Source organism: Pseudoalteromonas byunsanensis (assembly GCF_001854475.1).
Taxonomy (GTDB): domain Bacteria; phylum Pseudomonadota; class Gammaproteobacteria; order Enterobacterales; family Alteromonadaceae; genus Pseudoalteromonas; species Pseudoalteromonas byunsanensis.
This window is the reverse complement of sequence record NZ_MNAN01000026.1, coordinates 308,551-329,358: the sequence shown is the minus strand read 5'-3', so window position 1 is coordinate 329,358 and position 20,808 is coordinate 308,551. Positions and strand designations below refer to the sequence as shown.

The window sequence follows — 20,808 nt, the reverse complement described above, 5'->3', positions numbered from 1 at the left end:
GTATGGGTTTACATTTGGCTGCATGCTCACCGTATTTTTTTACGAGCGATGGCAGTTTTATTGCAGCGTTTTGTTTCTTGTGCTCATTGCCCGTTATTTTAAGCCGTTTTGGCTAGTTTTGTTAGGGTTTATTTTCGCTATTTTTTCAGTTCAGGTACATTATTGCTTATTTTATAAGCCAATTGATGTAAAAGAAACAAATTCTCAACTAGTTAGCGTCAGTGGAGTGATAGAGAAACAGTTAGGTCATGACTACTTTCAAGTTCAGTTAACTCAACTCGAAGGGAATCAAATTGCATGGTTTCGCACCATAAGAGCTAATGTTTCCATAACATCATCACACGGTTCACCACCTATCGGTGCACTTTTTTCTGCATCAGCAAAATTAAAGCCATATAGAAGTAGGAGAAACTTCGACAACTTTAATAGTGAGTTGTATGCGTTTACTCGTCATGTTCAGTTTAAGGGGAAATTATCAAAACTGGTGGTGAGTAAAACAACGTCATTAGACAGTACGAGGGGGTATCGGCAATGGTTATGGCAACGAGTAGAGCATTTTAAATTATCATGGCTTTATTACACCTTACTCAGTGGAGACAAATCTCGTATAGATTACGAAGACAAGCAGATAATGCAGCGTCTAGGGCTAAGTCACATGTTGGCCATATCCGGATTACATGTAGGGATCGTATATGGTCTATTTTTCTACATTAGTAAGTTGCTAGCCTTTTCGCTAAGCTTTTGTTTCAAAGCAAGTGAACAAAAACGGAACATTAATGTTCTTCACACATTGAACGGTCTGTTTTTCGCTGGTTTTTATGTGTTTCTCAGTGGTTTTGGTGTTTCAGCATTTCGGGCATTCATCATGTTGTCCGTTCTGGTGGCCGCTTATGTGTATGCATGGCGCGTTGTAAATTATCGAACATTGCTTTTCGCTCTATGTACAGTGCTGTTGTTCGATCCATTTGCGCTATTAAACCCAGGGCTTTATTTTTCATTCATTGCAGTTTACGTTATTTTCGCCATCGCAAATTCAAGCTCTAATCGTTTAAAGTCAAGTCACTTCTTGCTCAGGTTATTGGTTTTGCAGTTAGTTCTAGGCGTGATTCTAGCGCCAGTAAGTAGCTTTTATTTTTATGGTGTTAGTCTTGGATCTGTATTTACTAATTTGATTTTTATCCCACTGCTGACTTTTCTGCTACTGCCCGCTTTGTTTCTTGTGCTTGCATTTTTGTACTTTAATCTAAACACACACTGGTATAACTTCTTTGATCATACAGTCAACTGGGTATTGGAGATATGCACTGATACACTGGCAAATTCAGGTTGGCTGGAAACTATACCATTTGATTGGCACTTTGTAGTTGTCTTTTATTTATCTCTGTTGCTGGGTGTACATTTTATATTGTGGCGCTGGCTTGCGGTTATACCAATTCTTGTAGCAGTAGGGAACAGCTATCTAAAACCAGATATTGGCTGGCAAATAGACATTTTTGATGTGGGCCATGGTACGTCTATTTTGGTGTCGCAAAATGGGCAAACGTTACTATATGATTTAGGCGCTAAATATTTTGATAGCTTCTCCTTGTTTGAACGTGTTGTACAACCATATTTACAAAAATATCAGTTACGTTTGACACATGTAATTTTGAGCCACTCAGATCAAGACCACATTGGTGGTCTCAAAGAGCTTCTAAGCTATAGCGGCTATGCCCCGCTAGGTAAGTTTCATAATTCAGCCCCCGACTCACATTGTAATATTATGTCAATAACCATGGGGAAGCTGACCGTAGAGTCGCTATGGCCATTGCAAGTGATGAACAGTGACAACAACAACTCTTGTGTTGTAAGAATAACTGATGGAAAGTTTTCTTTGCTGCTAGCGGGAGATATAGAGCAAGAGGCTGAGCGTAGGTTGGTTGAGTTATATGATAAAAAGTTACGCAGTGATATTTTGCTCGTCCCTCATCACGGCAGTAAAACTTCATCAGGTCAGGCTTTTTTACAAGCGGTTACACCAAAAGTCGCGATTATTTCTCGGAGCTTCTATTCAATGTGGAACCTTCCTCATGATTCAGTCGTTCAGCGCTACAAAGAGCAAAACACTGAATTGTTTGATACTGCTTACGAGGGACATATTCGAATTAAGATTAGCGATTCGCGCATGGACATAGAATCAGCGAGAAAAATGCCCCGGTATTGGTTTTTATAACGCATTGTAAATCGAATGAATGTTGACCAAAGTGGAGATAAGACGACGCTTTTGAAGTTAAACAATTGATTTTGGCCACATACCATTTTGTTTTTGTACGGTGCACAAGTACAATAGACGGGTTTTTCTAAAGCAGAGAGTTCTTATGCAGCAAAGTGCCAAACAGATCTACAAACGGCTACTTAAGTATACCTTTGATTACAAAATGGTCGCGATATTTTCCATCGTAGGTATGTTGGGATACGCAGCTATGGATGCTCTGTTTATCAAATTGATGCAGCCGTTTATTGATGAAGGCTTGACACAGCGCAATACGGACGTTCTTACATGGGCACCTTTAATTGTTATCGCTTTGGTGCTTGGGCGAGGTGTTTTCAACTATATGGCTTCATACTGTTTAAGCTATGTTGGTTCACAGGTGGTGCGTAAACTTAGACAGCAGCTGTTCGAGCATATGTTATTTTTACCTGTGTCATTTCATGATCAACACTCCAATGGCGACATGATTTCAAAAATAACTTTTGACACAGAACAGGTTCAACAAGCGATAACCCGAGCATTACAAGTGATGATCAGAGAAGGGGCATTTGTAGTCTTTTTACTTGTGGTTATGTTTGATGCTAGCTGGCAGTTGTCATCTATTTTCTTAGTCATTATTCCTGTTGTTGCGCTCATTGTTAATATCGTCTCAAAGCGTTTTCGTAAGATCTCTAAAAATATTCAAGACGCAATGGGTGAGGTAACTCGTGGCTCTGAACAAATGCTTGCAGGGCATAAAGTGATCCATGGTTTTGAAGGCCAAGATAAAGAAATTGGACGCTTTGCACAGGTTAACAATCATAATCGCCAGCAAAGAGTAAAAATGGATGCCACCAGAGCGCTGAGTGTTTCTGTTATCCAAATTTTAGCAGCCAGCGCAATGGCATTGATCCTAGCGATCATTGCTATGCCATCCATGATTGATACGATTACCTCTGGTACATTTGTGGCGTTACTGTCATCAATGATGATGATGTTGAGGCCGCTTAAACAGTTGGCAAACGTTAACGGCGAATTACAGCGTGGCATAGCAGCTGCACAAAGTATATTTGAAATCTTAGATACACCGCTTGAAAACGATACTGGCATATTAGAGTTACCATCATGCTCAGGTGAAATTGAGGTAGAGGGCGTTACCTTTTGTTACCCAACCAAACAAGAGCCCGTTATCAGAAATTTATCTTTGCACATTAAGCCAGGGGAGAGAGTTGCCTTGGTTGGGCGTTCTGGTTCGGGTAAATCTACATTGTCGAATTTATTACCAAGATTCTATGACATAGAAATTGGAAAAATATTACTCGATGGTACGCCAATTCAGGACTATAAACTTAAAGAGCTACGTCGCCAGTTTTCCGTTGTGTCTCAACAGGTAGTGTTATTTAACGACACCATAGCCAACAACATCACTTATGGTCTGGATAGCCCTTTGTCTGAACAACAACTAATTGAAGTTGCAAAACAGGCGCATGTTTGGGAGTTTGTGGAGTCCTTACCTGATGGATTAAATACTTTAGTTGGTGAAAATGGTGTTATGCTCTCAGGTGGACAGCGCCAGCGCATTGCTATCGCTCGTGCGATTGTGAAAAATGCACCGATCCTTATTTTAGATGAGGCAACATCAGCATTAGATACTGAGTCTGAACGTCTTATTCAAGATGCTTTGGATTCTCTAATGGCCGATAAAACTTCAATCGTAATTGCTCACCGTCTGTCGACAATAGAAAAATCAGATCGTATTTACGTACTTGAGCAAGGCCAGATAGTTGAGCAGGGTACACATCAGCAGTTGCTAGCATCACAAGGCATTTATGCGGCACTTTGTAAAATGCAGCATGGGGCTTGAGTGTGAACGTGATTGAGCGTAGTTGGTATAGACCAAAAAGCCTACTTACCTATTTATTGTTGCCGTTGAGTTCGCTGTTTTGGCTTATTAGCACATCTCGTCGTTGGTGCTTCAAGTCTGGCTACAGTAAGGCATTTAAGGCACACGTTCCTGTCATCATCGTTGGTAACATAGGTATTGGTGGCAATGGAAAAACCCCATTTGTGTTGTGGCTGGTGCCTTATCTACAGCAACTAGGTTTAAAAGTTGCGGTGATCAGTCGTGGTTATGGCTCAAATGCGCCTTACTACCCATATTTAGTTGACCAAACTAGTTCAGTGGAGGAGGCGGGCGATGAACCATTTCTGCTTGCTTCTCGGTTAAATTGCCCTGTTGTGATTGGCGCAAACCGACAAGCCAGTTGTGACTACATTAAACAAAACTGTGATGTAGACGTTATAGTTTCGGATGACGGTTTGCAGCATTATAAAATGCATCGGGATTTGGAATTATGTATTGTTGATGCTGAACGTCGTTTTGGGAATGGTTGTTTGCTTCCTGCAGGTCCATTACGAGAATTACCGTCTCGCCTATCAGAAGTTGATCTTGTCATTGAAAATGGCGGGCGCGCTACAATTAACTATCAGTTACACAGCTCGGGCATATTTTCAGTGAAAACTAATAAAAGTTGCCCGAATTACCATAATAGCGGGGTGGCTGTAAGTGCGATAGGTAATCCGCAACGCTTTGAGTTAAGTCTAAAAGAGCACGGTATTGAGCTACAAAAGTGTATACACTTTAGGGATCATCACGCATATAGTTCGGATGACTTTCATAAATACTCCGACAGTACGATTTTTATGACCGAGAAAGATGCGGTTAAATGTCAGGCATTTTGCAAAGACAATTGGTACTATTTAAGGGTTGATGCTAAGCCTAGTGAAGCTTTGCAATCAAGATTGAAACAACTTCTACTACAAAAAGAGATTTATCATGGCGTTTGACAGAAAACTTTTAGAGATACTTGCGTGCCCAGTTTGTAAGGGAAAGCTTCAGTATGATAAAGAAAATAGTGAACTTATCAGCACTGCGGCGAAACTGGCTTACCCAATTCGTGATGACATTCCTGTGTTGCTTGAAAACGAAGCTCGAGAGCTCAGTTTAGATGAAGTGGAAAAGTGGCATTCATAATTATCTGCTTTTCAAAATATCGTTTTCTCAACTGGTTATATAGCCATGCCTGAGATCCAAGTATTAGTGAATGAACCTGACTATGTTATTGCCATCAAGTCTGCGGGTATTAGCTTTCACAGTGAAAGTGGTATTGGCTTTGTGGTTCAACTTGAACAGCAGCTTGGCATCAAGCTATATGCTGTTCATCGTTTGGATAAAGTCACATCTGGGTTGCTGATCCTTGCCAAAACCAGCGCCAGTGCAAATAAACTCAGTGAGCTATTTGCAAATAGGGCGATTGATAAGGCCTATCTAGCTTTAGTGACAGATAAACCGAAGAAAAAACAAGGCTGGATCAAAGGCGATATGAGCAAAGCCAGGCGTGGTGCATATAAGTTGCTAAAATCTTCCGAGAACCCTGCAATCACACGTTTTTACAGCATGAGTGTAGAAAGTGGTTTAAGGGCTTGTATTTTGAAGCCGTTTACAGGTAAAACACATCAGCTCAGAGTGGCATTAAAGAGCTTGTCGGCACCCATATTGGGTGATGAGCTTTATGGTGGTGTAGTCAGTGACAGGGTGTATTTACATGCCTATGCCTTGCGTTTTAACTGGCAAGGCCAGAACAAAACCTATGTTGCGATGCCTCAACCCGTAGGGCTATTTTCAAAATTAATTAATCATGTGGATTTTGCCAAATGGCAAAACCCTTGGCAGTTAGAGTGGTAGTATGACTGATCAACAAACCCAGTTGCGTTTTGGTGGTATCCAACGTTTATACGGACAGCAACAGTGTAAGTGGCTGGCAGAAGCAAATTTTTGTGTTGTCGGTATTGGTGGTGTAGGTAGCTGGGTAGCTGAAGCGTTAGCGCGAACGGGCGTTGGTAAAATTTGTTTAGTTGACCTTGATGATATTTGTGTGACCAATGTCAACCGTCAAATTCACGCATTATCAGCTACGATAGGTGAGCAAAAGATTGAAGCAATGGCTAAGCGCCTCAAGCAAATCAATCCAGCCTGTGAGGTATCATTAGTGGATGATTTTATCACGTTGGATAACATTGCTGAGCACATAGTTGACTTCGATTACGTTGTCGACTGTATTGATGCTGTAAAAGAAAAAGCTGCACTCATAGCTCACTGTAAACGTCGTAAGATCCCTGTCATCACCACAGGCGGTGCTGGTGGGCAAACAGATCCAAGTCAGATCCAATTTGGCGATGTTGCTAAGACTACCCAAGACCCTTTATTGGCAAAAGTTAGATACTTGCTTAGGAAGAATTACAACTATTCAACCAATCCAAAGCGCAAGTTTGGGGTCGATTGTGTGTATTCGACGGAACAGTTGGTCTACCCAACTGAAGCGGGTGAGGTGTGTATGGCAAAGCAACAGGCGGATGGAAGCAAAAATATGGACTGCGCCACAGGGTTTGGCTCTGCCACTATGGTTACTGGCACATTTGGCTTTTTTGCAGCATCAAAAGCTATTCGTAAATATTTAGATAAGAAAACTAAGCAAGCAAGCGCCCAGTAAAAAACTAAGCGCTTGTACTACTTGTTATCTTTAGTGCAGACATTTGTTGTTACTCAATTCGCGTACACGACGAAGTTTTACCTGTGCCAAATTCAATTTTTAAGTGGTTGCTATCCGTAAATTCGAATGCCATTTCAGATGGCTCTTTATTGCTCATGAAATCTGCTAAAGACTCAGGAGTTACAATACCTAACTCATCTTTTTGCTTGTGTGCTTTAATGTTTGTTGGCTGAGTGATTATAGAAGCGTCACCTAGAATAGGTACCTCACCGGTCACGGTATAGCTGAAGCTAGATGTCGCTTTAGGAGAAGAGCTTTAAGTTAACCGCCCTGATGCATTGTTTTTTGGTGTTTGTCGTATTTAAATTGGTATTACGACAACATAACTTTGACTGCATTTCCACTTTCCATTTAGTTTGTCCGTTGAGGCATAACTTAAGAAAGGTAAAATAACTAAGAGGGGTAAACTAATTTTCTCATTAAAACTCCTTTTTAATGTCATATCAAACAACTATCTTATGTGATCATTAGTTCCAAAGTATGAATAAATTATCGTGTACTAAATTAGAAATGAAGCGTTCAGGCTCAGTTTTAGTGGCAGACTATTGTCTGCCTATGAGTGGGGCTTTAAGCCCACTGACTCACTTGTTGTTGAATAGTATCAACAATAGCTTTAATGCCATTCCCTCTTGATGGGCTAAGGTGTTTGATCAGGCCGAGTTTTTCAAACTCCTTGTAGGCATTTATTTCGAGGGCCTGCATAGGCGTTTTGCCATTATAAAGCGCCAGCACAATTGATAGTAACCCTTTAACGATACGCGTGTCAGAGTCTCCAACTAATAACAAGTGTTGCTGTTGCTCATCTAAATCGATATGCAGCCACACAGTGCTTTCACACCCCTTTACACGGGCTTGTTCGGTTTTTAAAGGTTCAGGTAACGCTGGTAATTGCTTGCCTAATAGCATGATCTCTCGGTAGCTGTGCTGCCAGCTTGGGGATTTCTCTAGTTTGGTATAGATCTCTTGATACGTCACAAATACTATCCTTCTATCAACTCAATGCTATTAGTGAGCGCGCTTATAAATGCATCTACATCGCAACGGTTATTATAAAACGCTAGACTGACGCGAATTGTACCGTTTAAGTTTAATGTTTGCATTAACGGCTGTGTGCAATGGTGGCCGCTGCGCACGGCGACACCATAGCTATTAAGTAGCATGGCCAAATCATAGTGATGTTCATTTTTATAAGTAAAACTGGCGGTGCCAATGTTATTTTTCAAATCTCCATAGACTTTTATCCCGTCAATACTTTGTAGCCTTTGTATGAGGTACTGATACAAACCTTGTTCGTATTGGTGTAGTGCATCAAAGTTAATGGCATTGAGGTAGTCCAGAGCTGCACCGAAACCCAGCACCGCAGAAATGTTAGGGGTACCCGGCTCAAATTTTGCGGGAGCTTGCCTAAAAGTTGTTTTAGTAAAGCTTACTGTGTCGATCATTTCTCCGCCAGTTTGGTAAACAGGAAGCGCATTTAACAACTCGTATTTACCATATAGCACTCCTAATCCTGTCGGGCCGAGGGCTTTGTGTGCAGACAGTACATAAAAGTCACAATCTAACTGGCGTAAGTTTGGACGTAAATGCAAAAACGCTTGTGCGCCGTCGACCAAAGTTATTGCTCCTAACTCCTTTGCTTTGGCGACAAAAGCTTGTACGTCTTGGATATTACCAAGCGTATTTGATGCATGTGAGCAGGCGAATACCTTAGGTTTCGACTTTTGAATTTCGGCTAATGCTAAATCAGAGTTTATGACACCATGCTCATCAACCGAAATTATCTCTAATTTTGCTCCTGTACGTGCAGCTAATTGCTGCCAAGGCACGATGTTTGCGTGATGTTCAAGCGCAGTGATCAAAATAACGTCGCCTGTACTAAGCTGTGATGTCAAACCAGCAGCAACCAGATTTATACTGTGTGTCGCACCACTGGTCCATACACACTCCATTGCATTAACATCAAGAAAGCGAGCTAATTTTTCTCGTACCTTTTCGTATTGTGTCGTGGCTACTTCACTTAATGTGTGTAAACCACGGTGTACGTTTGCGTTGTTTTTAGTATAAAACAGGTTGACTGCGTCGATCACGGCCTGGGGCTTTTGGCTGGTGGCTCCCGAATCTAAATAGACTAAAGGATGACCTTCTATGGTCTGCTTTAATGTTGGGAAGTCTTTTCTCAGCTGTGTGATATCACTCATGCAAAGGTCCTTAGCTAAATCGAGCGGCGATTTTAATGAGATTTTACATTAATGCCAATAAAAAAGGCCGCACTAGGCGGCCTTAATACAATAATCGTGTGATTATCTTTTCGATACAGGTGTGTAATCGCGGTTTGTGTAGCCCGTGTATAGCTGACGAGGGCGACCGATTTTGTGACCTGGCTGAGATAGCATTTCATCCCAGTGAGAAATCCAACCTACAGTACGAGACATCGCAAAGATAACCGTAAACATGCTTGTTGGAATGCCAATCGCTTTCAAGATGATACCTGAGTAGAAATCTACGTTAGGATATAACTTCTTCTCGATGAAGTAAGGATCTTCTAGCGCGATTTGCTCAAGCTTCATTGCAACGTCAAGCAATGGATCTTGAATGTTTAGCTCTTTAAGCACTTCGTGACAAGTTTCACGCATTACAGTTGCACGTGGGTCGAAGTTCTTATAAACACGGTGACCAAAGCCCATTAGACGGAACGGGTCGTTCTTATCTTTTGCTTTAGCAACGTATTCGTCAATGCGATCTACTGAGCCGATTTCTTCTAGCATGTTTAAGCATGCTTCGTTTGCACCACCGTGAGCAGGACCCCACAAAGAGGCAATACCAGCAGCAATACAAGCATAAGGGTTAGCACCAGAAGAACCTGCTAGACGTACTGTTGACGTTGATGCATTTTGCTCGTGGTCAGCGTGAAGCATGAAGATTTTGTCCATTGCTTTGGCAAGGATTGGGTTTACTTCGTACTTCTCAGCAGGCACAGAGAACATCATGTGTAGGAAGTTTTCTGCGTAGCTTAGGTCGTTTCTAGGATAAACGAAAGGTTGGCCTACATTGTACTTGTACGCCATCGCAGCGATTGTCGGCAGTTTAGCAATTAGACGAACAGCGCTGCGGTGACGTTGATCTGCATCTGAAATATCTAAATCATCGTGATAGAACGATGACAATGCGCCAACTACGCCGCAAAGCATTGCCATTGGGTGAGAGTCAACGCGGAAACCTTGGAAAAATACCGCAATTTTCTCATGTAACATGGTATTGCGTGTGATCTCATCTGCAAATTCAGCGTGTTGTTCAGCTGTCGGTAACTCACCTTTTAGTAAAAGATAACAAAGTTCGATGTAGTTAGAGTTTTCAGCTAGCTGTTCAATTGGATAGCCGCGGTGTAACAATACGCCTTTCCCGCCGTCAATGTAGGTGATAGATGACTCGCACGAACCGGTAGACATAAAACCTGGGTCATATGTGAAGTGGCCGTGAGCACCTAGGGTACGAACATCGATTACATCTTGGCCTGCTGTGCCTGAATATATCGGTAGTTCGATCGGATCGTGACCTTCAATATGTACTGTGGCTTTTTTATCTGCCATCTATTTATCTCCTATGAAATAACAATTCTGATTGTTATGTTGTGATTCTAATGTTAAGCAAATTCTGATCATTTTAACGTAAAACCGGGGTGGAAAGTCAATTTTTCTGAGAATTATGCAAATATGTATAATAAATATTCTAGCCAGTTTAAATATTATACCATTGGCTAATTCGCAAGCATCTCAATCTAAACAAGAATTGTAAAAGCACTCACGGCCTTATATACTGTCAAAGGTTTTATACCGTATCGTCTGTGGGTAAACCTATTTTTACGAAAAACGGATGAGTCTTTTGGAAAAACAGGTTTATTTAGAGTGTGCCATTTGTGCATGTCGTGCAAATGGGTTTTATAAAAACAAGTAGATGAGCTCCTTTGTGGGCAAGATGGGCAAGTAACTGTGAAAAAGCAAAGACCTGTAAATCTAGATCTTACGACTATATCTATGCCGGCAACGGCTAAAGCGTCGATTCTACATCGTATTACTGGTGTAGCATTGTTCTTCGCTTTAACTTTTGTCATTTGGGCTTGGTCTGAGTCTCTTTCTTCTCCTGAAGGGTTTGAATTTGTAAAGGGCCTTTTTAGTGGCTTTATTGCAAAGTTCATTGCATGGGGCACCGTCAGCGTATTGGCGTATCACCTAATTGGTGGTATTCGTCACATGATCCAAGACATGGGTCACTGGGAAGAATTAGAGTCGGGCAATAGCAGCGCTAAAATTGCGATTGCACTTTCTGTGGTAGTAGCAATTCTAGCAGGAGTGTGGATATGGTCTTAAATCAAGCAACTCTCAAGCGTGACGGCGTACAAGATTACGTTTCATTACGTACAACCGCATTAGTAATTGCAGCATATGCAGTATTTATTGTTGGTTATTTACTTCTAACACCAGAACTTACATTCGAAGCATGGCAAGGTTTGTTTTCAAATCTAGCTGTTAAAGCTGCGACAATCGTTACTTTAGTGTGCATCATGGTACACACACGTATCGGCTTATGGCAGGTATTAACAGACTATGTGAAGTGCTCAACAATGCGTTCAGTACTTGGCTTCGTATTAAACCTAATGGCTCTTGCTTACGTAGCAATTGGTCTGTTTGTTCTGTGGGGTGTTTAAGTGAAATATAATACTCGTGAATTTGATGCTGTAGTAATAGGTGCCGGTGGTGCTGGTATGCGTGCAGCGCTTGCGATTTCTGAATCTGGTAAAACTTGTGCTTTGATTTCAAAGGTTTTCCCAACGCGTTCTCACACAGTTTCGGCGCAAGGTGGTATCACTGTAGCGCTAGGAAACTCTCATGAGGATAACTGGGAATGGCACATGTACGATACGGTAAAAGGTTCTGATTTTATCGGAGACCAAGATGCTATCGAATACATGTGTCAAACAGGTCCTGAAGCTATCACTGAATTAGAAAATATGGGTCTGCCATTTTCTCGCTTCGAGAACGGCCGTGTTTATCAACGTCCTTTCGGTGGTCAGTCAAAGAATTTTGGTGGTGAACAAGCAGCACGTACTGCTGCTGCTGCGGACCGTACAGGTCACGCATTGCTTCATTGCTTGTACCAGCAGAACGTTAAAAATAAAACTAACGTATTCTCTGAGTGGTATGCATTAGATTTGGTAAAGAATGACAATGGTGATGTAGTAGGTTGTACAGCTATTGATATCGAGTCAGGCGAAGTAACTTACTTCAAATCTAAAGCTGTTGTATTGGCAACTGGTGGTGCCGGTCGTATCTTTGCATCTACGACGAACGCTCACATCAACACAGGTGACGGTGTTGGTATGGCAACTCGTGCAGGCATTGCGATGCAAGATATGGAAATGTGGCAGTTCCACCCAACAGGTATTGCTGGTGCAGGTACGCTGGTTACTGAAGGCTGTCGTGGTGAGGGTGGTTACCTTCTTAATAAAGACGGCGAACGTTTCATGGAACGTTATGCTCCAAACGCGAAAGACTTAGCGTCACGCGATGTTGTTGCTCGCTCGATGATGACAGAAATCCGTGAAGGACGTGGTTGTGATGGTCCTTGGGGTCCACACATTAAGCTTAAGCTTGATCACTTAGGTGAAGAGACACTGAACTTACGTCTACCAGGGGTTTGTGACTTGTCTAAGACGTTCGCACACGTTGACCCTGCAAAAGAGCCAATTCCAGTTATCCCAACATGTCACTACATGATGGGTGGTGTACCAACTAACGTTAACGGTCAGGTTTTGAGTGTTGATGGAAACGGTAACGGCAAGCTGGTAGAAGGTTTATTCGCAGTAGGCGAGATTGCATGTGTATCTGTACACGGTGCAAACCGCTTAGGTGGTAACTCACTACTTGACCTTGTAGTATTTGGCCGTGCAGCTGGTAACTTCCTAGGTCAATACCTAGCCGACGCACAAGTGTCAAAACAAGCTTCTAGTGATGACGTTGATGCAGCTTTTGCTCGTTTCAATCGTTGGGAAAATTCAGCGAAAGGTCAGGGCGAAGATCCAGTTCAGATCAAAAAAGACCTACAGCAGTGTATGCAGCTTAACTTCTCGGTATTCCGTGAAGGTGACTCGATGGCTGAAGGTTTGCAGCAGCTTAAAGAAATTCGTGAGCGCCTGCAGCACGCGCGTCTTGATGATAAGTCAACTGAGTTCAACACGCAGCGTATCGAGTGTCTAGAGCTTGATAACCTTATGGAGACTGCATATTCAACAGCTGTTGCAGCAAACTTCCGTACAGAAAGTCGTGGTGCACATTCACGTTTTGATTATCCAGATCGTGATGATGAAAATTGGTTATGCCACACGGTTTATAACCCAGTAACGGAAAGCATGAGTAAGCGTGAAGTTAACTACGCACCTAAAACTCGTGAAGCATTCCCACCTAAAGCACGTACTTACTAGGAGCACAGCGATGGCAACTTTAGAATTATCTGTTTATCGTTATAATCCTGATGTGGACAATGCGCCACGTATGCAGGATTACAAGCTTGAAGTAGAAGAAGGCCGTGACATGATGGTGTTGGACGCGCTTTTACTACTGAAAGAGCAAGACCCAACATTATCTTTCCGTCGTTCGTGTCGTGAAGGTGTTTGTGGCTCTGATGGTGTAAACATGAATGGCAAAAATGGCTTAGCATGTATTACACCAATCTCAGCATTACAAAAGAACGGTAAAGGCAAAATCATTCTACGTCCGTTACCAGGTCTTCCGGTAATCCGCGACTTAGTTATTGATATGAGCCAGTTCTACACTCAATACGAGAAGGTTAAGCCTTTCTTAATCAACGATAAGCCAACTGGTGGTGAAGAACGCCTTCAAAGTATTGAAGAGCGTGAAGAGCTAGACGGTTTATACGAGTGTATTTTATGTGCGTGTTGTTCAACGTCATGTCCTTCGTTCTGGTGGAATCCAGACAAGTTCATCGGTCCTGCAGGTCTTCTACACGCTTATCGTTTCTTGGCTGATAGCCGCGATACAGCAACTGAAGAACGCTTGGCTGACCTTGACGATGCGTTCAGCGTATTCCGCTGTCACGGTATCATGAACTGTGTTAGCGTATGTCCAAAGGGCTTGAATCCAACTAAAGCCATTGGTCAGATTAAATCTATGTTGTTAAATCGTTCGGTTTAATACATATTTAAATCCTTAGATGGCATGCATGCGCATGCCATCTTGTTATTAATTAAATTTCTGCGCTAGAGAAAAGGGCTAATAAATGCACGAAGGTGTGATGAAGGCATGGCTAGAATCTTCGCATTTGTACGGCGGAAACGTAGCTTATGTAGAAGAGCTGTATGAAGCGTATCTTGACGATGCGACTTCAGTGCCAGAAGAGTGGCGAGAAGTGTTTGATCAACTCCCTAAAGTTGATGGTGTGGATGTAGATGTTAAGCATTCACAAGTAAGACAGCAGTTTGCTGAACTTGCAAAAAACAAACACAGAGAAGTAGTGGTTGCAGCTGATAGTACAAGTGACGCGAAACAGGTACGCGTACTGCAACTAATTAACGCATTTAGGTTTAGAGGTCACCAGAACGCCAATCTAGACCCACTTGGTCTGTGGAAACGTGAGCGAGTTCGCGATTTAGAGCTTGACTACCACGAGTTAACCGATGCGGATTTAGAGACAGAATATAACGTTGGCTCTTTCGCCAGTGGCAAAGAGACAATGAAGCTTAAAGACTTATATTCAGCATTGAAAACCACCTACTGTGGTTCAATTGGTGCCGAATATATGCACATCACTTCTACAGAAGAAAAACGTTGGTTACAGCAACGCCTAGAATCAACCTTCTCAAAGCCTCAATTTAGTAAAGAAGCAAAACTACGCATTCTAAAAGGCCTGACTGCAGCAGACGGTCTAGAAAAGTACCTGAGCGCAAAATTCCCTGGTGCTAAACGTTTCTCACTAGAAGGTGGCGATGCGTTAGTACCTATGCTTAAAGAACTGATCCATCGCGCAGGTGAAAGCGGTCAGCAAGAAGCTGTTATTGGTATGGCACACCGTGGTCGTTTAAATGTACTTGTTAACGTACTGGGTAAAAACCCACAAGTATTGTTTGACGAGTTTGCAGGTAAATACGGTGAATTAGCAGGCTCTGGTGATGTTAAATATCATATGGGTTATTCATCTGACTTTGCAACGCAAGGCGGTGATGTACACATGGCGCTAGCATTTAACCCATCTCACCTTGAGATTGTTAACCCGGTAGTTATGGGTTCTGTACGTGCTCGTCTGGATAGATTAGGCTGTAAGACAGGCTCAAAAGCACTACCAATTACGATCCATGGTGATTCTGCGATTGCAGGACAGGGCGTTGTACAAGAAACATTCAACCTCTCTCAAACGCGTGCGTTTGGTGTAGGTGGTACAATTCGTATCGTAGTTAACAACCAAGTTGGCTTTACAACCTCAAAGCAAGAAGACGTACGTTCTACTGATTACTGTACAGACATTGCAAAAATGGTGCAGGCACCAATCTTCCATGTTAATTCAGATGACCCTGAAGCTGTTGCATTTGTAACACAAGTTGCACTTGATTTCCGTAATCAGTTCCGTCGCGATGTAGTGATTGATTTAGTGTGCTACCGTCGTCATGGTCACAATGAAGCCGATGAGCCAAATGCTACACAGCCGTTGATGTATCAGAAAATTAAAAAGCACCCTGTGCCACGTCAGATCTACGCAGATCAATTAGTGTCAGAAGGTGTTATTAGCGCGGATGATGCCAAAGCACTTAGCGAAATGTATCGCAATGGCTTAGATAAGGGCGTGTGTGTAGTTGAGGAAATAAAACCAGATACTAAGCATTCATCAGACTGGTCTAAATTTGTCGGCCATGATTGGGATGTTGCTTACGATCCGAAACTGTCAGTTGAAAAATTAAAGTTGTTAGCGGAAAAAGTATCTACTTATCCTGAAGATCATAAAGCCCAATCTCGCGTTAAGAAGATTTACGACGATCGTCAAGCAATGGCAAAAGGCGAGAAACAACTAGACTGGGGTATGGCTGAAACACTTGCTTATGCAACGTTGGTTGACGAAGGTGTAGACATTCGTATGACCGGTCAGGACTCAGGCCGAGGCACTTTCTTCCACCGTCATGCTGTTGTTCATAATCAAAACGATGCGTCGACTTACCTTCCTCTTCAAAACATCAATGAGCAACAAGGTTCATTCGAAGTTTACGACTCTGTGTTGTCGGAAGAAGCTGTATTGGCGTTTGAATATGGTTACGCAACTGCTGAACCTACATCGTTAGTATTGTGGGAAGCACAATTCGGTGACTTCGCAAATGGTGCTCAGGTTGTATTTGACCAATTCCTAAGTTCAGGTGAGCAGAAGTGGGGTCGTTTATGTGGTCTAACTATGTTGCTTCCTCATGGTTATGAAGGTCAGGGCCCAGAGCACAGCTCAGCGCGCTTAGAGCGTTATTTACAACTTTGTGCGGACCACAACATGCAGGTATGTGTGCCATCAACACCAGCACAAGTTTATGCGATGTTACGCCGTCAATCAGTTCGTCCACTGCGTCGCCCATTGATTGTGATGACTCCTAAGTCTTTACTTCGTCATCCGTTAGCTGTGTCTTCACTTGAAGAGTTAGCGGAAGGTGTATTCCATAACATGATTGACGAAATCGATGATATCGATCCGGCAAACGTTAAGCGTGTGGTTTTCTGTAGTGGTAAGGTGTACTACGAACTACTACAAGAGCGTCGTAAGCAAGAGCTTGATAACGTTGCTATCGTGCGTGTTGAGCAATTATACCCATTCCCACATCAGGAAATGGACGAGATTATGGCACGTTACCAGCACGTTAAAAACTTTGTTTGGTGTCAGGAAGAGCCACAAAACCAAGGTGCTTGGTATTGCTCTCAGCACCATTTCTGGGATGCAATTCCAGCAGGGGCGAACCTAACATATGCTGGCCGTAAAGCATCGGCAGCACCAGCGTGTGGCTACATGTCAACACATACTAAAGAACAAAACGCGTTAGTTGCTGACGCATTAACAATTAAGAAATAAGGGATAAGAGATGACAACCGAAATTAAGGTTCCTGTTCTTCCTGAGTCAGTTGCAGACGCTACAGTAGCAACTTGGCACGTTAGCGTTGGTGATACTGTAACTCGTGACCAAAACCTTGTAGATATTGAAACTGACAAGGTTGTATTAGAAGTTGTAGCTCCAGAAGATGGCGTGATCACCGAGATCAAAGAATCAGATGGCGCAACAGTTCTTGGCGAACAAGTTATCGCAATTTTAGGTGCACCAGATGCGAAAGCAAGCGCACCAGCTCAATCAAATGAACAACCAGCAGCGTCGTCATCGGCGCCAGCATCAGAAGGTAAAGAAGTGGACATTAAAGTACCTGTACTTCCAGAGTCAGTAGCAGACGCTACAATCGCAACTTGGCATGTTCAACCAGGTGAAGCGGTAAGCCGCGATCAAAACCTGGTTGATATTGAAACTGATAAAGTAGTATTAGAAGTTGTTGCACCAGAAGATGGTGTAATGGGTGAACATCTACACGCAGAGGGTGACACAGTACTTGGTGAGCAAGTGATCGGTAAGATAAAAGCCGGTGCTGCTCCAGCTGCATCTTCAAGCGAAAAGTCTGAGTCTAAATCAGAGTCAGATTCAGCTTCGTCAGATGAGAGCTCGGATGTGTTAACACCATCTGTACGTCGTCTTATTGCTGAGAAAGGCTTAGATGCATCTAAAATTAAAGGTTCAGGTAAAGGTGGTCGCATCACCAAAGAAGATGTTGACGCGTTCTTGAAAGCGCCAGCGGCTAAACCAGCTGCAGCTTCAACAGCATCTGCACCTGCAGCGCCAATGGGTGACCGAACACAAAAACGTGTACCTATGACTCGTTTACGTAAGACTATTGCAAACCGTCTACTTGAAGCGAAAAACTCAACAGCGATGTTGACGACCTTCAACGAAGTGAACATGAAGCCTATCATGGACCTTCGTAAGCAGTACCAAGAAGTATTTGAGAAGCGTCATGGTATTCGTTTAGGTTTCATGTCTTTCTATGTGAAAGCGGTAACTGAAGCGCTTAAGCGTTTCCCTGAAGTTAACGCATCAATCGACGGCGATGACATTGTTTATCACAACTACTTCGATATCAGCATTGCTGTATCTACACCTCGTGGTCTAGTAACTCCAGTATTGCGTGACTGTGACAAGTTATCAGTTGCTGAGATTGAAAAAGGCATCCGTGAACTAGCCCTTAAAGGCCGTGACGGTAAATTAACAGTAGATGACATGACTGGTGGTAACTTCACTATCACTAACGGTGGTGTGTTTGGTTCATTACTTTCAACGCCAATCATCAACTTGCCTCAGTCTTCAATCCTAGGTATGCACAAAATCCAAGAGCGCCCAATGGCTGTGAATGGTAAAGTAGAAATCCTACCTATGATGTATTTGGCACTCAGCTATGACCACCGTCAAATCGACGGTAAAGAATCAGTAGGCTTCTTAGTTACAATTAAAGAGCTATTAGAAGATCCTACACGTCTATTACTAGACGTATAATCATAATTGATTAGATATTAAGCTGTATGTTCGTTCATACAGCTTTTTTTTTGCGCCTTTGGTCTAACTAGGGTTTTCATCCTAAGCCTTGGGATCTATACTAGGAGCGCAATTTGGGATAGCTGATTATTTGCATAAATATTCAGCTTTTTTAGTATAAGAAATTGGATAAAGCATCATGAATTTGCATGAGTATCAGGCAAAACAACTATTTGCCGACTATGGTTTGCCAGTATCTGAGGGTTTCGCTTGTGATACACCTCAAGAAGCGGTAGAAGCAGCTGCTAAAATCGGCGGCGACAAATGGGTAGTTAAATGTCAAGTACACGCCGGTGGCCGTGGTAAAGCAGGCGGTGTTAAGCTTGCTGATAGCAAAGAAGAAATTCGCGCATTTGCTGAAAACTGGTTAGGTAAAAACTTAGTAACTTACCAAACAGACGAAAAAGGCCAGCCAGTAGCTAAGATCTTAGTTGAAAGCTGCACAGACATCGCGAACGAATTATACCTAGGTGCTGTTGTAGACCGTGCAACTCGCAAAGTTGTTTTCATGGCATCTACTGAAGGTGGTGTTGAAATTGAAACTGTTGCAGAAGAAACACCAGAGCTAATTCATAAAGCTGAAATTGATCCACTAGTTGGCCCTCAGGCTTATCAAGGTCGCGAGTTAGGCTTCAAACTAGGTCTAAACCCAGCACAGATTAAACAGTTCGTTAAGATCTTCATGGGTCTTGCAACTATGTTTAACGACCACGATTTCGCACTATTAGAGATCAACCCTCTAGTAATCACTGATCAAGGCAACCTTCACTGTCTTGACGGTAAAATTGGTGTAGACGGCAACGCATTGTTCCGTCAGCCTAAGATCCGTGAATTCCACGATCCTTCACAAGAAGATGCGCGTGAAGCTCACGCAGCAAGCTTCGAGCTTAACTATGTTGCTCTAGACGGTAACGTAGGTTGTATGGTTAACGGTGCAGGCCTAGCGATGGGTACTATGGACATCGTAAACTTACACGGTGGTAAGCCAGCTAACTTCTTAGACGTTGGTGGCGGCGCGACTAAAGAGCGTGTAGCAGAAGCATTCAAGATCATCCTTTCTGATGACAATGTTAAAGCAGTACTAGTTAACATCTTCGGTGGTATCGTACGTTGTGACATGATCGCTGAAGGTATCATTGGTGCGGTTAAAGAAGTTGGCGTTCAAGTACCAGTAGTTGTACGTTTAGAAGGTACTAACGCTGAACTAGGTCGTGAAGTTCTAGCTAACTCTGACCTTGACATTATCGCTGCAGAATCTCTAACAGATGCTGCACAGAAAGTTGTTGCTGCTGCGGAGGGCAAATAATGTCTGTATTAATTAATAAAGATACTAAAGTAATCTGTCAGGGTTTCACTGGCGGTCAAGGTACTTTCCACTCAGAGCAAGCTATCCAGTACGGCACGCAAATGGTTGGTGGTGTATCTCCTGGTAAAGGCGGTCAAACGCACCTAGGTCTACCTGTATTTAACACTGTACGTGAAGCTGTAGAAGCTACTGGCGCAACAGCATCAGTTATCTACGTACCAGCTCCTTTTTGTAAAGATGCAATCCTAGAAGCTATCGATGCAGGTATCGAGCTTATTGTTTGTATCACTGAAGGTATTCCAACACTAGACATGGTTGACGTGAAAGTTAAGCTAGACCAAACTGGTGTTCGTATGATCGGTCCTAACTGCCCAGGTGTTATCACTCCGGGTGAAACTAAGATTGGTATCATGCCTGGTCACATCCACAAGCCTGGTAAAGTAGGTATCGTTTCTCGCTCAGGTACTTTAACGTACGAAGCAGTTAAACAAACTACTGATGCTGGTTTCGGTCAATCTACGTGTGTTGGCATCGGTGGCGACCCAATCCCAGGTACTAACTTCATCGACGTACTTGAGATGTTCCAAAACGATCCACAAACAGAAGCAATCGTAATGATTGGTGAGATCGGTGGTACAGCTGAAGAAGAAGCTGCTGAGTACATCAAGCACAACGTAACTAAGCCTGTAGTATCTTACATTGCTGGTGTAACTGCACCTGCTGGTAAGCGTATGGGTCACGCTGGTGCTATCATCGCAGGTGGTAAAGGTACTGCAGATGAGAAGTTCGCAGCACTAGAAGCGGCAGGCGTTAAGACTGTTCGTTCACTAGCTGATATCGGTGCTGCTCTAAAAGAGAAAACTGGTTGGTAATAACCTCCCAGCTTTTTTAAAGTGATATTAAATGCCAGTCCTTATGACTGGCATTTTTGTTTTTATACTAAGCTCGTTCTAAGCTGTCATGTTTGCTTTTCATTTAACTTCACCCAATCAACTCATAT

At 42.7% G+C, this 20,808-nt stretch carries 18 protein-coding genes; 14 read left to right on the top strand and 4 right to left on the bottom strand.

Features of this window, described 5'->3' with window-relative positions; genetic code table 11:
* The first annotated feature begins 22 nt into the window (after nt 1–22).
* From BIW53_RS05045 to tcdA, 6 genes are all read left to right on the top strand, one after another.
* Nucleotides 23–2,212: a DNA internalization-related competence protein ComEC/Rec2 gene (locus BIW53_RS05045; RefSeq protein WP_084228072.1), complete on the top strand. Its 2,190-nt coding sequence runs from the start codon at nt 23–25 to the stop codon at nt 2,210–2,212.
* 145 nt (nt 2,213–2,357) lie between these two features.
* Nucleotides 2,358–4,094, top strand: coding sequence for a lipid A export permease/ATP-binding protein MsbA (gene msbA, locus BIW53_RS05040; protein ID WP_070990782.1), 1,737 nt, complete (start codon nt 2,358–2,360; stop codon nt 4,092–4,094).
* Between the two features lie 2 nt (nt 4,095–4,096).
* On the top strand, nt 4,097–5,077 hold the full coding sequence (lpxK, locus tag BIW53_RS05035) for a tetraacyldisaccharide 4'-kinase (protein ID WP_070990780.1): 981 nt from the start codon (nt 4,097–4,099) through the stop codon (nt 5,075–5,077).
* Nucleotides 5,067–5,264, top strand: coding sequence for a Trm112 family protein (locus tag BIW53_RS05030; protein ID WP_070990779.1), 198 nt, complete (start codon nt 5,067–5,069; stop codon nt 5,262–5,264). Before lpxK ends, BIW53_RS05030 begins: the two co-directional genes overlap by 11 nt.
* Nucleotides 5,265–5,309: 45 nt before the next feature.
* A complete protein-coding gene (locus tag BIW53_RS05025; protein WP_070990777.1) occupies nt 5,310–5,975 on the top strand; it encodes a TIGR01621 family pseudouridine synthase in 666 nt (221 codons plus the stop codon).
* Nucleotide 5,976: 1 nt separating this feature from the next.
* Nucleotides 5,977–6,780, top strand: coding sequence for a tRNA cyclic N6-threonylcarbamoyladenosine(37) synthase TcdA (gene tcdA / locus BIW53_RS05020; protein ID WP_070990775.1), 804 nt, complete (start codon nt 5,977–5,979; stop codon nt 6,778–6,780).
* 49 nt (nt 6,781–6,829) lie between these two features.
* On the opposite strand, the gene BIW53_RS05015 is transcribed toward tcdA, so the two are convergent.
* The 4 genes from BIW53_RS05015 to BIW53_RS05000 all read right to left on the bottom strand — a co-directional run bounded on the left by BIW53_RS05015 (nt 6,830) and on the right by BIW53_RS05000 (nt 10,427).
* Nucleotides 6,830–7,057: a hypothetical protein gene (locus BIW53_RS05015; RefSeq protein WP_070990774.1), complete on the bottom strand. Its 228-nt coding sequence runs from the start codon at nt 7,055–7,057 to the stop codon at nt 6,830–6,832.
* Between the two features lie 350 nt (nt 7,058–7,407).
* The gene (locus tag BIW53_RS05010; protein ID WP_070990773.1) at nt 7,408–7,815 is read right to left on the bottom strand and encodes a SufE family protein; all 408 of its coding nucleotides are present in this window, start codon (nt 7,813–7,815) and stop codon (nt 7,408–7,410) included.
* Between the two features lie 5 nt (nt 7,816–7,820).
* Entirely contained in the window at nt 7,821–9,038 is a 1,218-nt protein-coding gene (locus BIW53_RS05005) for an aminotransferase class V-fold PLP-dependent enzyme (protein WP_070990771.1), read from the bottom strand.
* Between the two features lie 102 nt (nt 9,039–9,140).
* The gene (locus tag BIW53_RS05000) at nt 9,141–10,427 is read right to left on the bottom strand and encodes a citrate synthase (protein WP_070990769.1); all 1,287 of its coding nucleotides are present in this window, start codon (nt 10,425–10,427) and stop codon (nt 9,141–9,143) included.
* Nucleotides 10,428–10,826: 399 nt separating this feature from the next.
* Between BIW53_RS05000 and sdhC the strand changes: the two genes are divergently transcribed.
* The 8 genes from sdhC to sucD all read left to right on the top strand — a co-directional run bounded on the left by sdhC (nt 10,827) and on the right by sucD (nt 20,680).
* Complete coding sequence (gene sdhC, locus BIW53_RS04995; protein WP_070990767.1) at nt 10,827–11,204, top strand: succinate dehydrogenase, cytochrome b556 subunit; 378 nt, start codon at nt 10,827–10,829, stop codon at nt 11,202–11,204.
* The gene (gene sdhD / locus BIW53_RS04990) at nt 11,195–11,542 is read left to right on the top strand and encodes a succinate dehydrogenase, hydrophobic membrane anchor protein (protein ID WP_070990766.1); all 348 of its coding nucleotides are present in this window, start codon (nt 11,195–11,197) and stop codon (nt 11,540–11,542) included. The genes sdhC and sdhD overlap by 10 nt, the downstream gene beginning before the upstream one ends.
* Nucleotides 11,543–13,315, top strand: a complete 1,773-nt coding sequence (gene sdhA / locus BIW53_RS04985; protein ID WP_070990764.1) for a succinate dehydrogenase flavoprotein subunit — start codon at nt 11,543–11,545, stop codon at nt 13,313–13,315. It begins immediately after the preceding gene.
* Nucleotides 13,316–13,325: 10 nt separating this feature from the next.
* Nucleotides 13,326–14,045 carry a succinate dehydrogenase iron-sulfur subunit gene (locus tag BIW53_RS04980; protein ID WP_070990763.1) on the top strand — a complete coding sequence of 240 codons (720 nt, stop codon included), beginning with the start codon at nt 13,326–13,328 and terminating at the stop codon, nt 14,043–14,045.
* Nucleotides 14,046–14,130: 85 nt separating this feature from the next.
* Nucleotides 14,131–16,944, top strand: coding sequence for a 2-oxoglutarate dehydrogenase E1 component (locus BIW53_RS04975; RefSeq protein ID WP_070990761.1), 2,814 nt, complete (start codon nt 14,131–14,133; stop codon nt 16,942–16,944).
* Between the two features lie 10 nt (nt 16,945–16,954).
* Entirely contained in the window at nt 16,955–18,463 is a 1,509-nt protein-coding gene (gene odhB / locus BIW53_RS04970) for a 2-oxoglutarate dehydrogenase complex dihydrolipoyllysine-residue succinyltransferase (protein WP_070990759.1), read from the top strand.
* Nucleotides 18,464–18,641: 178 nt separating this feature from the next.
* Nucleotides 18,642–19,808 carry an ADP-forming succinate--CoA ligase subunit beta gene (gene sucC, locus BIW53_RS04965; protein ID WP_070985316.1) on the top strand — a complete coding sequence of 389 codons (1,167 nt, stop codon included), beginning with the start codon at nt 18,642–18,644 and terminating at the stop codon, nt 19,806–19,808.
* Nucleotides 19,808–20,680 carry a succinate--CoA ligase subunit alpha gene (gene sucD, locus BIW53_RS04960; protein ID WP_070990757.1) on the top strand — a complete coding sequence of 291 codons (873 nt, stop codon included), beginning with the start codon at nt 19,808–19,810 and terminating at the stop codon, nt 20,678–20,680. Before sucC ends, sucD begins: the two co-directional genes overlap by 1 nt.
* Nucleotides 20,681–20,808 lie beyond the last annotated feature (128 nt).

Excerpts from the sequence above, each read along its gene's own strand:
- BIW53_RS05045 (WP_084228072.1), top strand. The coding sequence starts at position 23 with ATGCTCACCGTATTTTTTTACGAGCGATGGCAGTTTTATTGCAGCGTT.
- msbA (WP_070990782.1), top strand. The coding sequence starts at position 2,358 with ATGCAGCAAAGTGCCAAACAGATCTACAAACGGCTACTTAAGTATACC.
- BIW53_RS05030 (WP_070990779.1), top strand. The coding sequence starts at position 5,067 with ATGGCGTTTGACAGAAAACTTTTAGAGATACTTGCGTGCCCAGTTTGT.
- BIW53_RS05025 (WP_070990777.1), top strand. The coding sequence starts at position 5,310 with ATGCCTGAGATCCAAGTATTAGTGAATGAACCTGACTATGTTATTGCC.
- tcdA (WP_070990775.1), top strand. The coding sequence starts at position 5,977 with ATGACTGATCAACAAACCCAGTTGCGTTTTGGTGGTATCCAACGTTTA.
- BIW53_RS05005 (WP_070990771.1), bottom strand. The coding sequence starts at position 9,038 with ATGAGTGATATCACACAGCTGAGAAAAGACTTCCCAACATTAAAGCAG.
- BIW53_RS05000 (WP_070990769.1), bottom strand. The coding sequence starts at position 10,427 with ATGGCAGATAAAAAAGCCACAGTACATATTGAAGGTCACGATCCGATC.
- sdhD (WP_070990766.1), top strand. The coding sequence starts at position 11,195 with ATGGTCTTAAATCAAGCAACTCTCAAGCGTGACGGCGTACAAGATTAC.
- BIW53_RS04980 (WP_070990763.1), top strand. The coding sequence starts at position 13,326 with ATGGCAACTTTAGAATTATCTGTTTATCGTTATAATCCTGATGTGGAC.
- BIW53_RS04975 (WP_070990761.1), top strand. The coding sequence starts at position 14,131 with ATGCACGAAGGTGTGATGAAGGCATGGCTAGAATCTTCGCATTTGTAC.
- odhB (WP_070990759.1), top strand. The coding sequence starts at position 16,955 with ATGACAACCGAAATTAAGGTTCCTGTTCTTCCTGAGTCAGTTGCAGAC.
- sucC (WP_070985316.1), top strand. The coding sequence starts at position 18,642 with ATGAATTTGCATGAGTATCAGGCAAAACAACTATTTGCCGACTATGGT.
- sucD (WP_070990757.1), top strand. The coding sequence starts at position 19,808 with ATGTCTGTATTAATTAATAAAGATACTAAAGTAATCTGTCAGGGTTTC.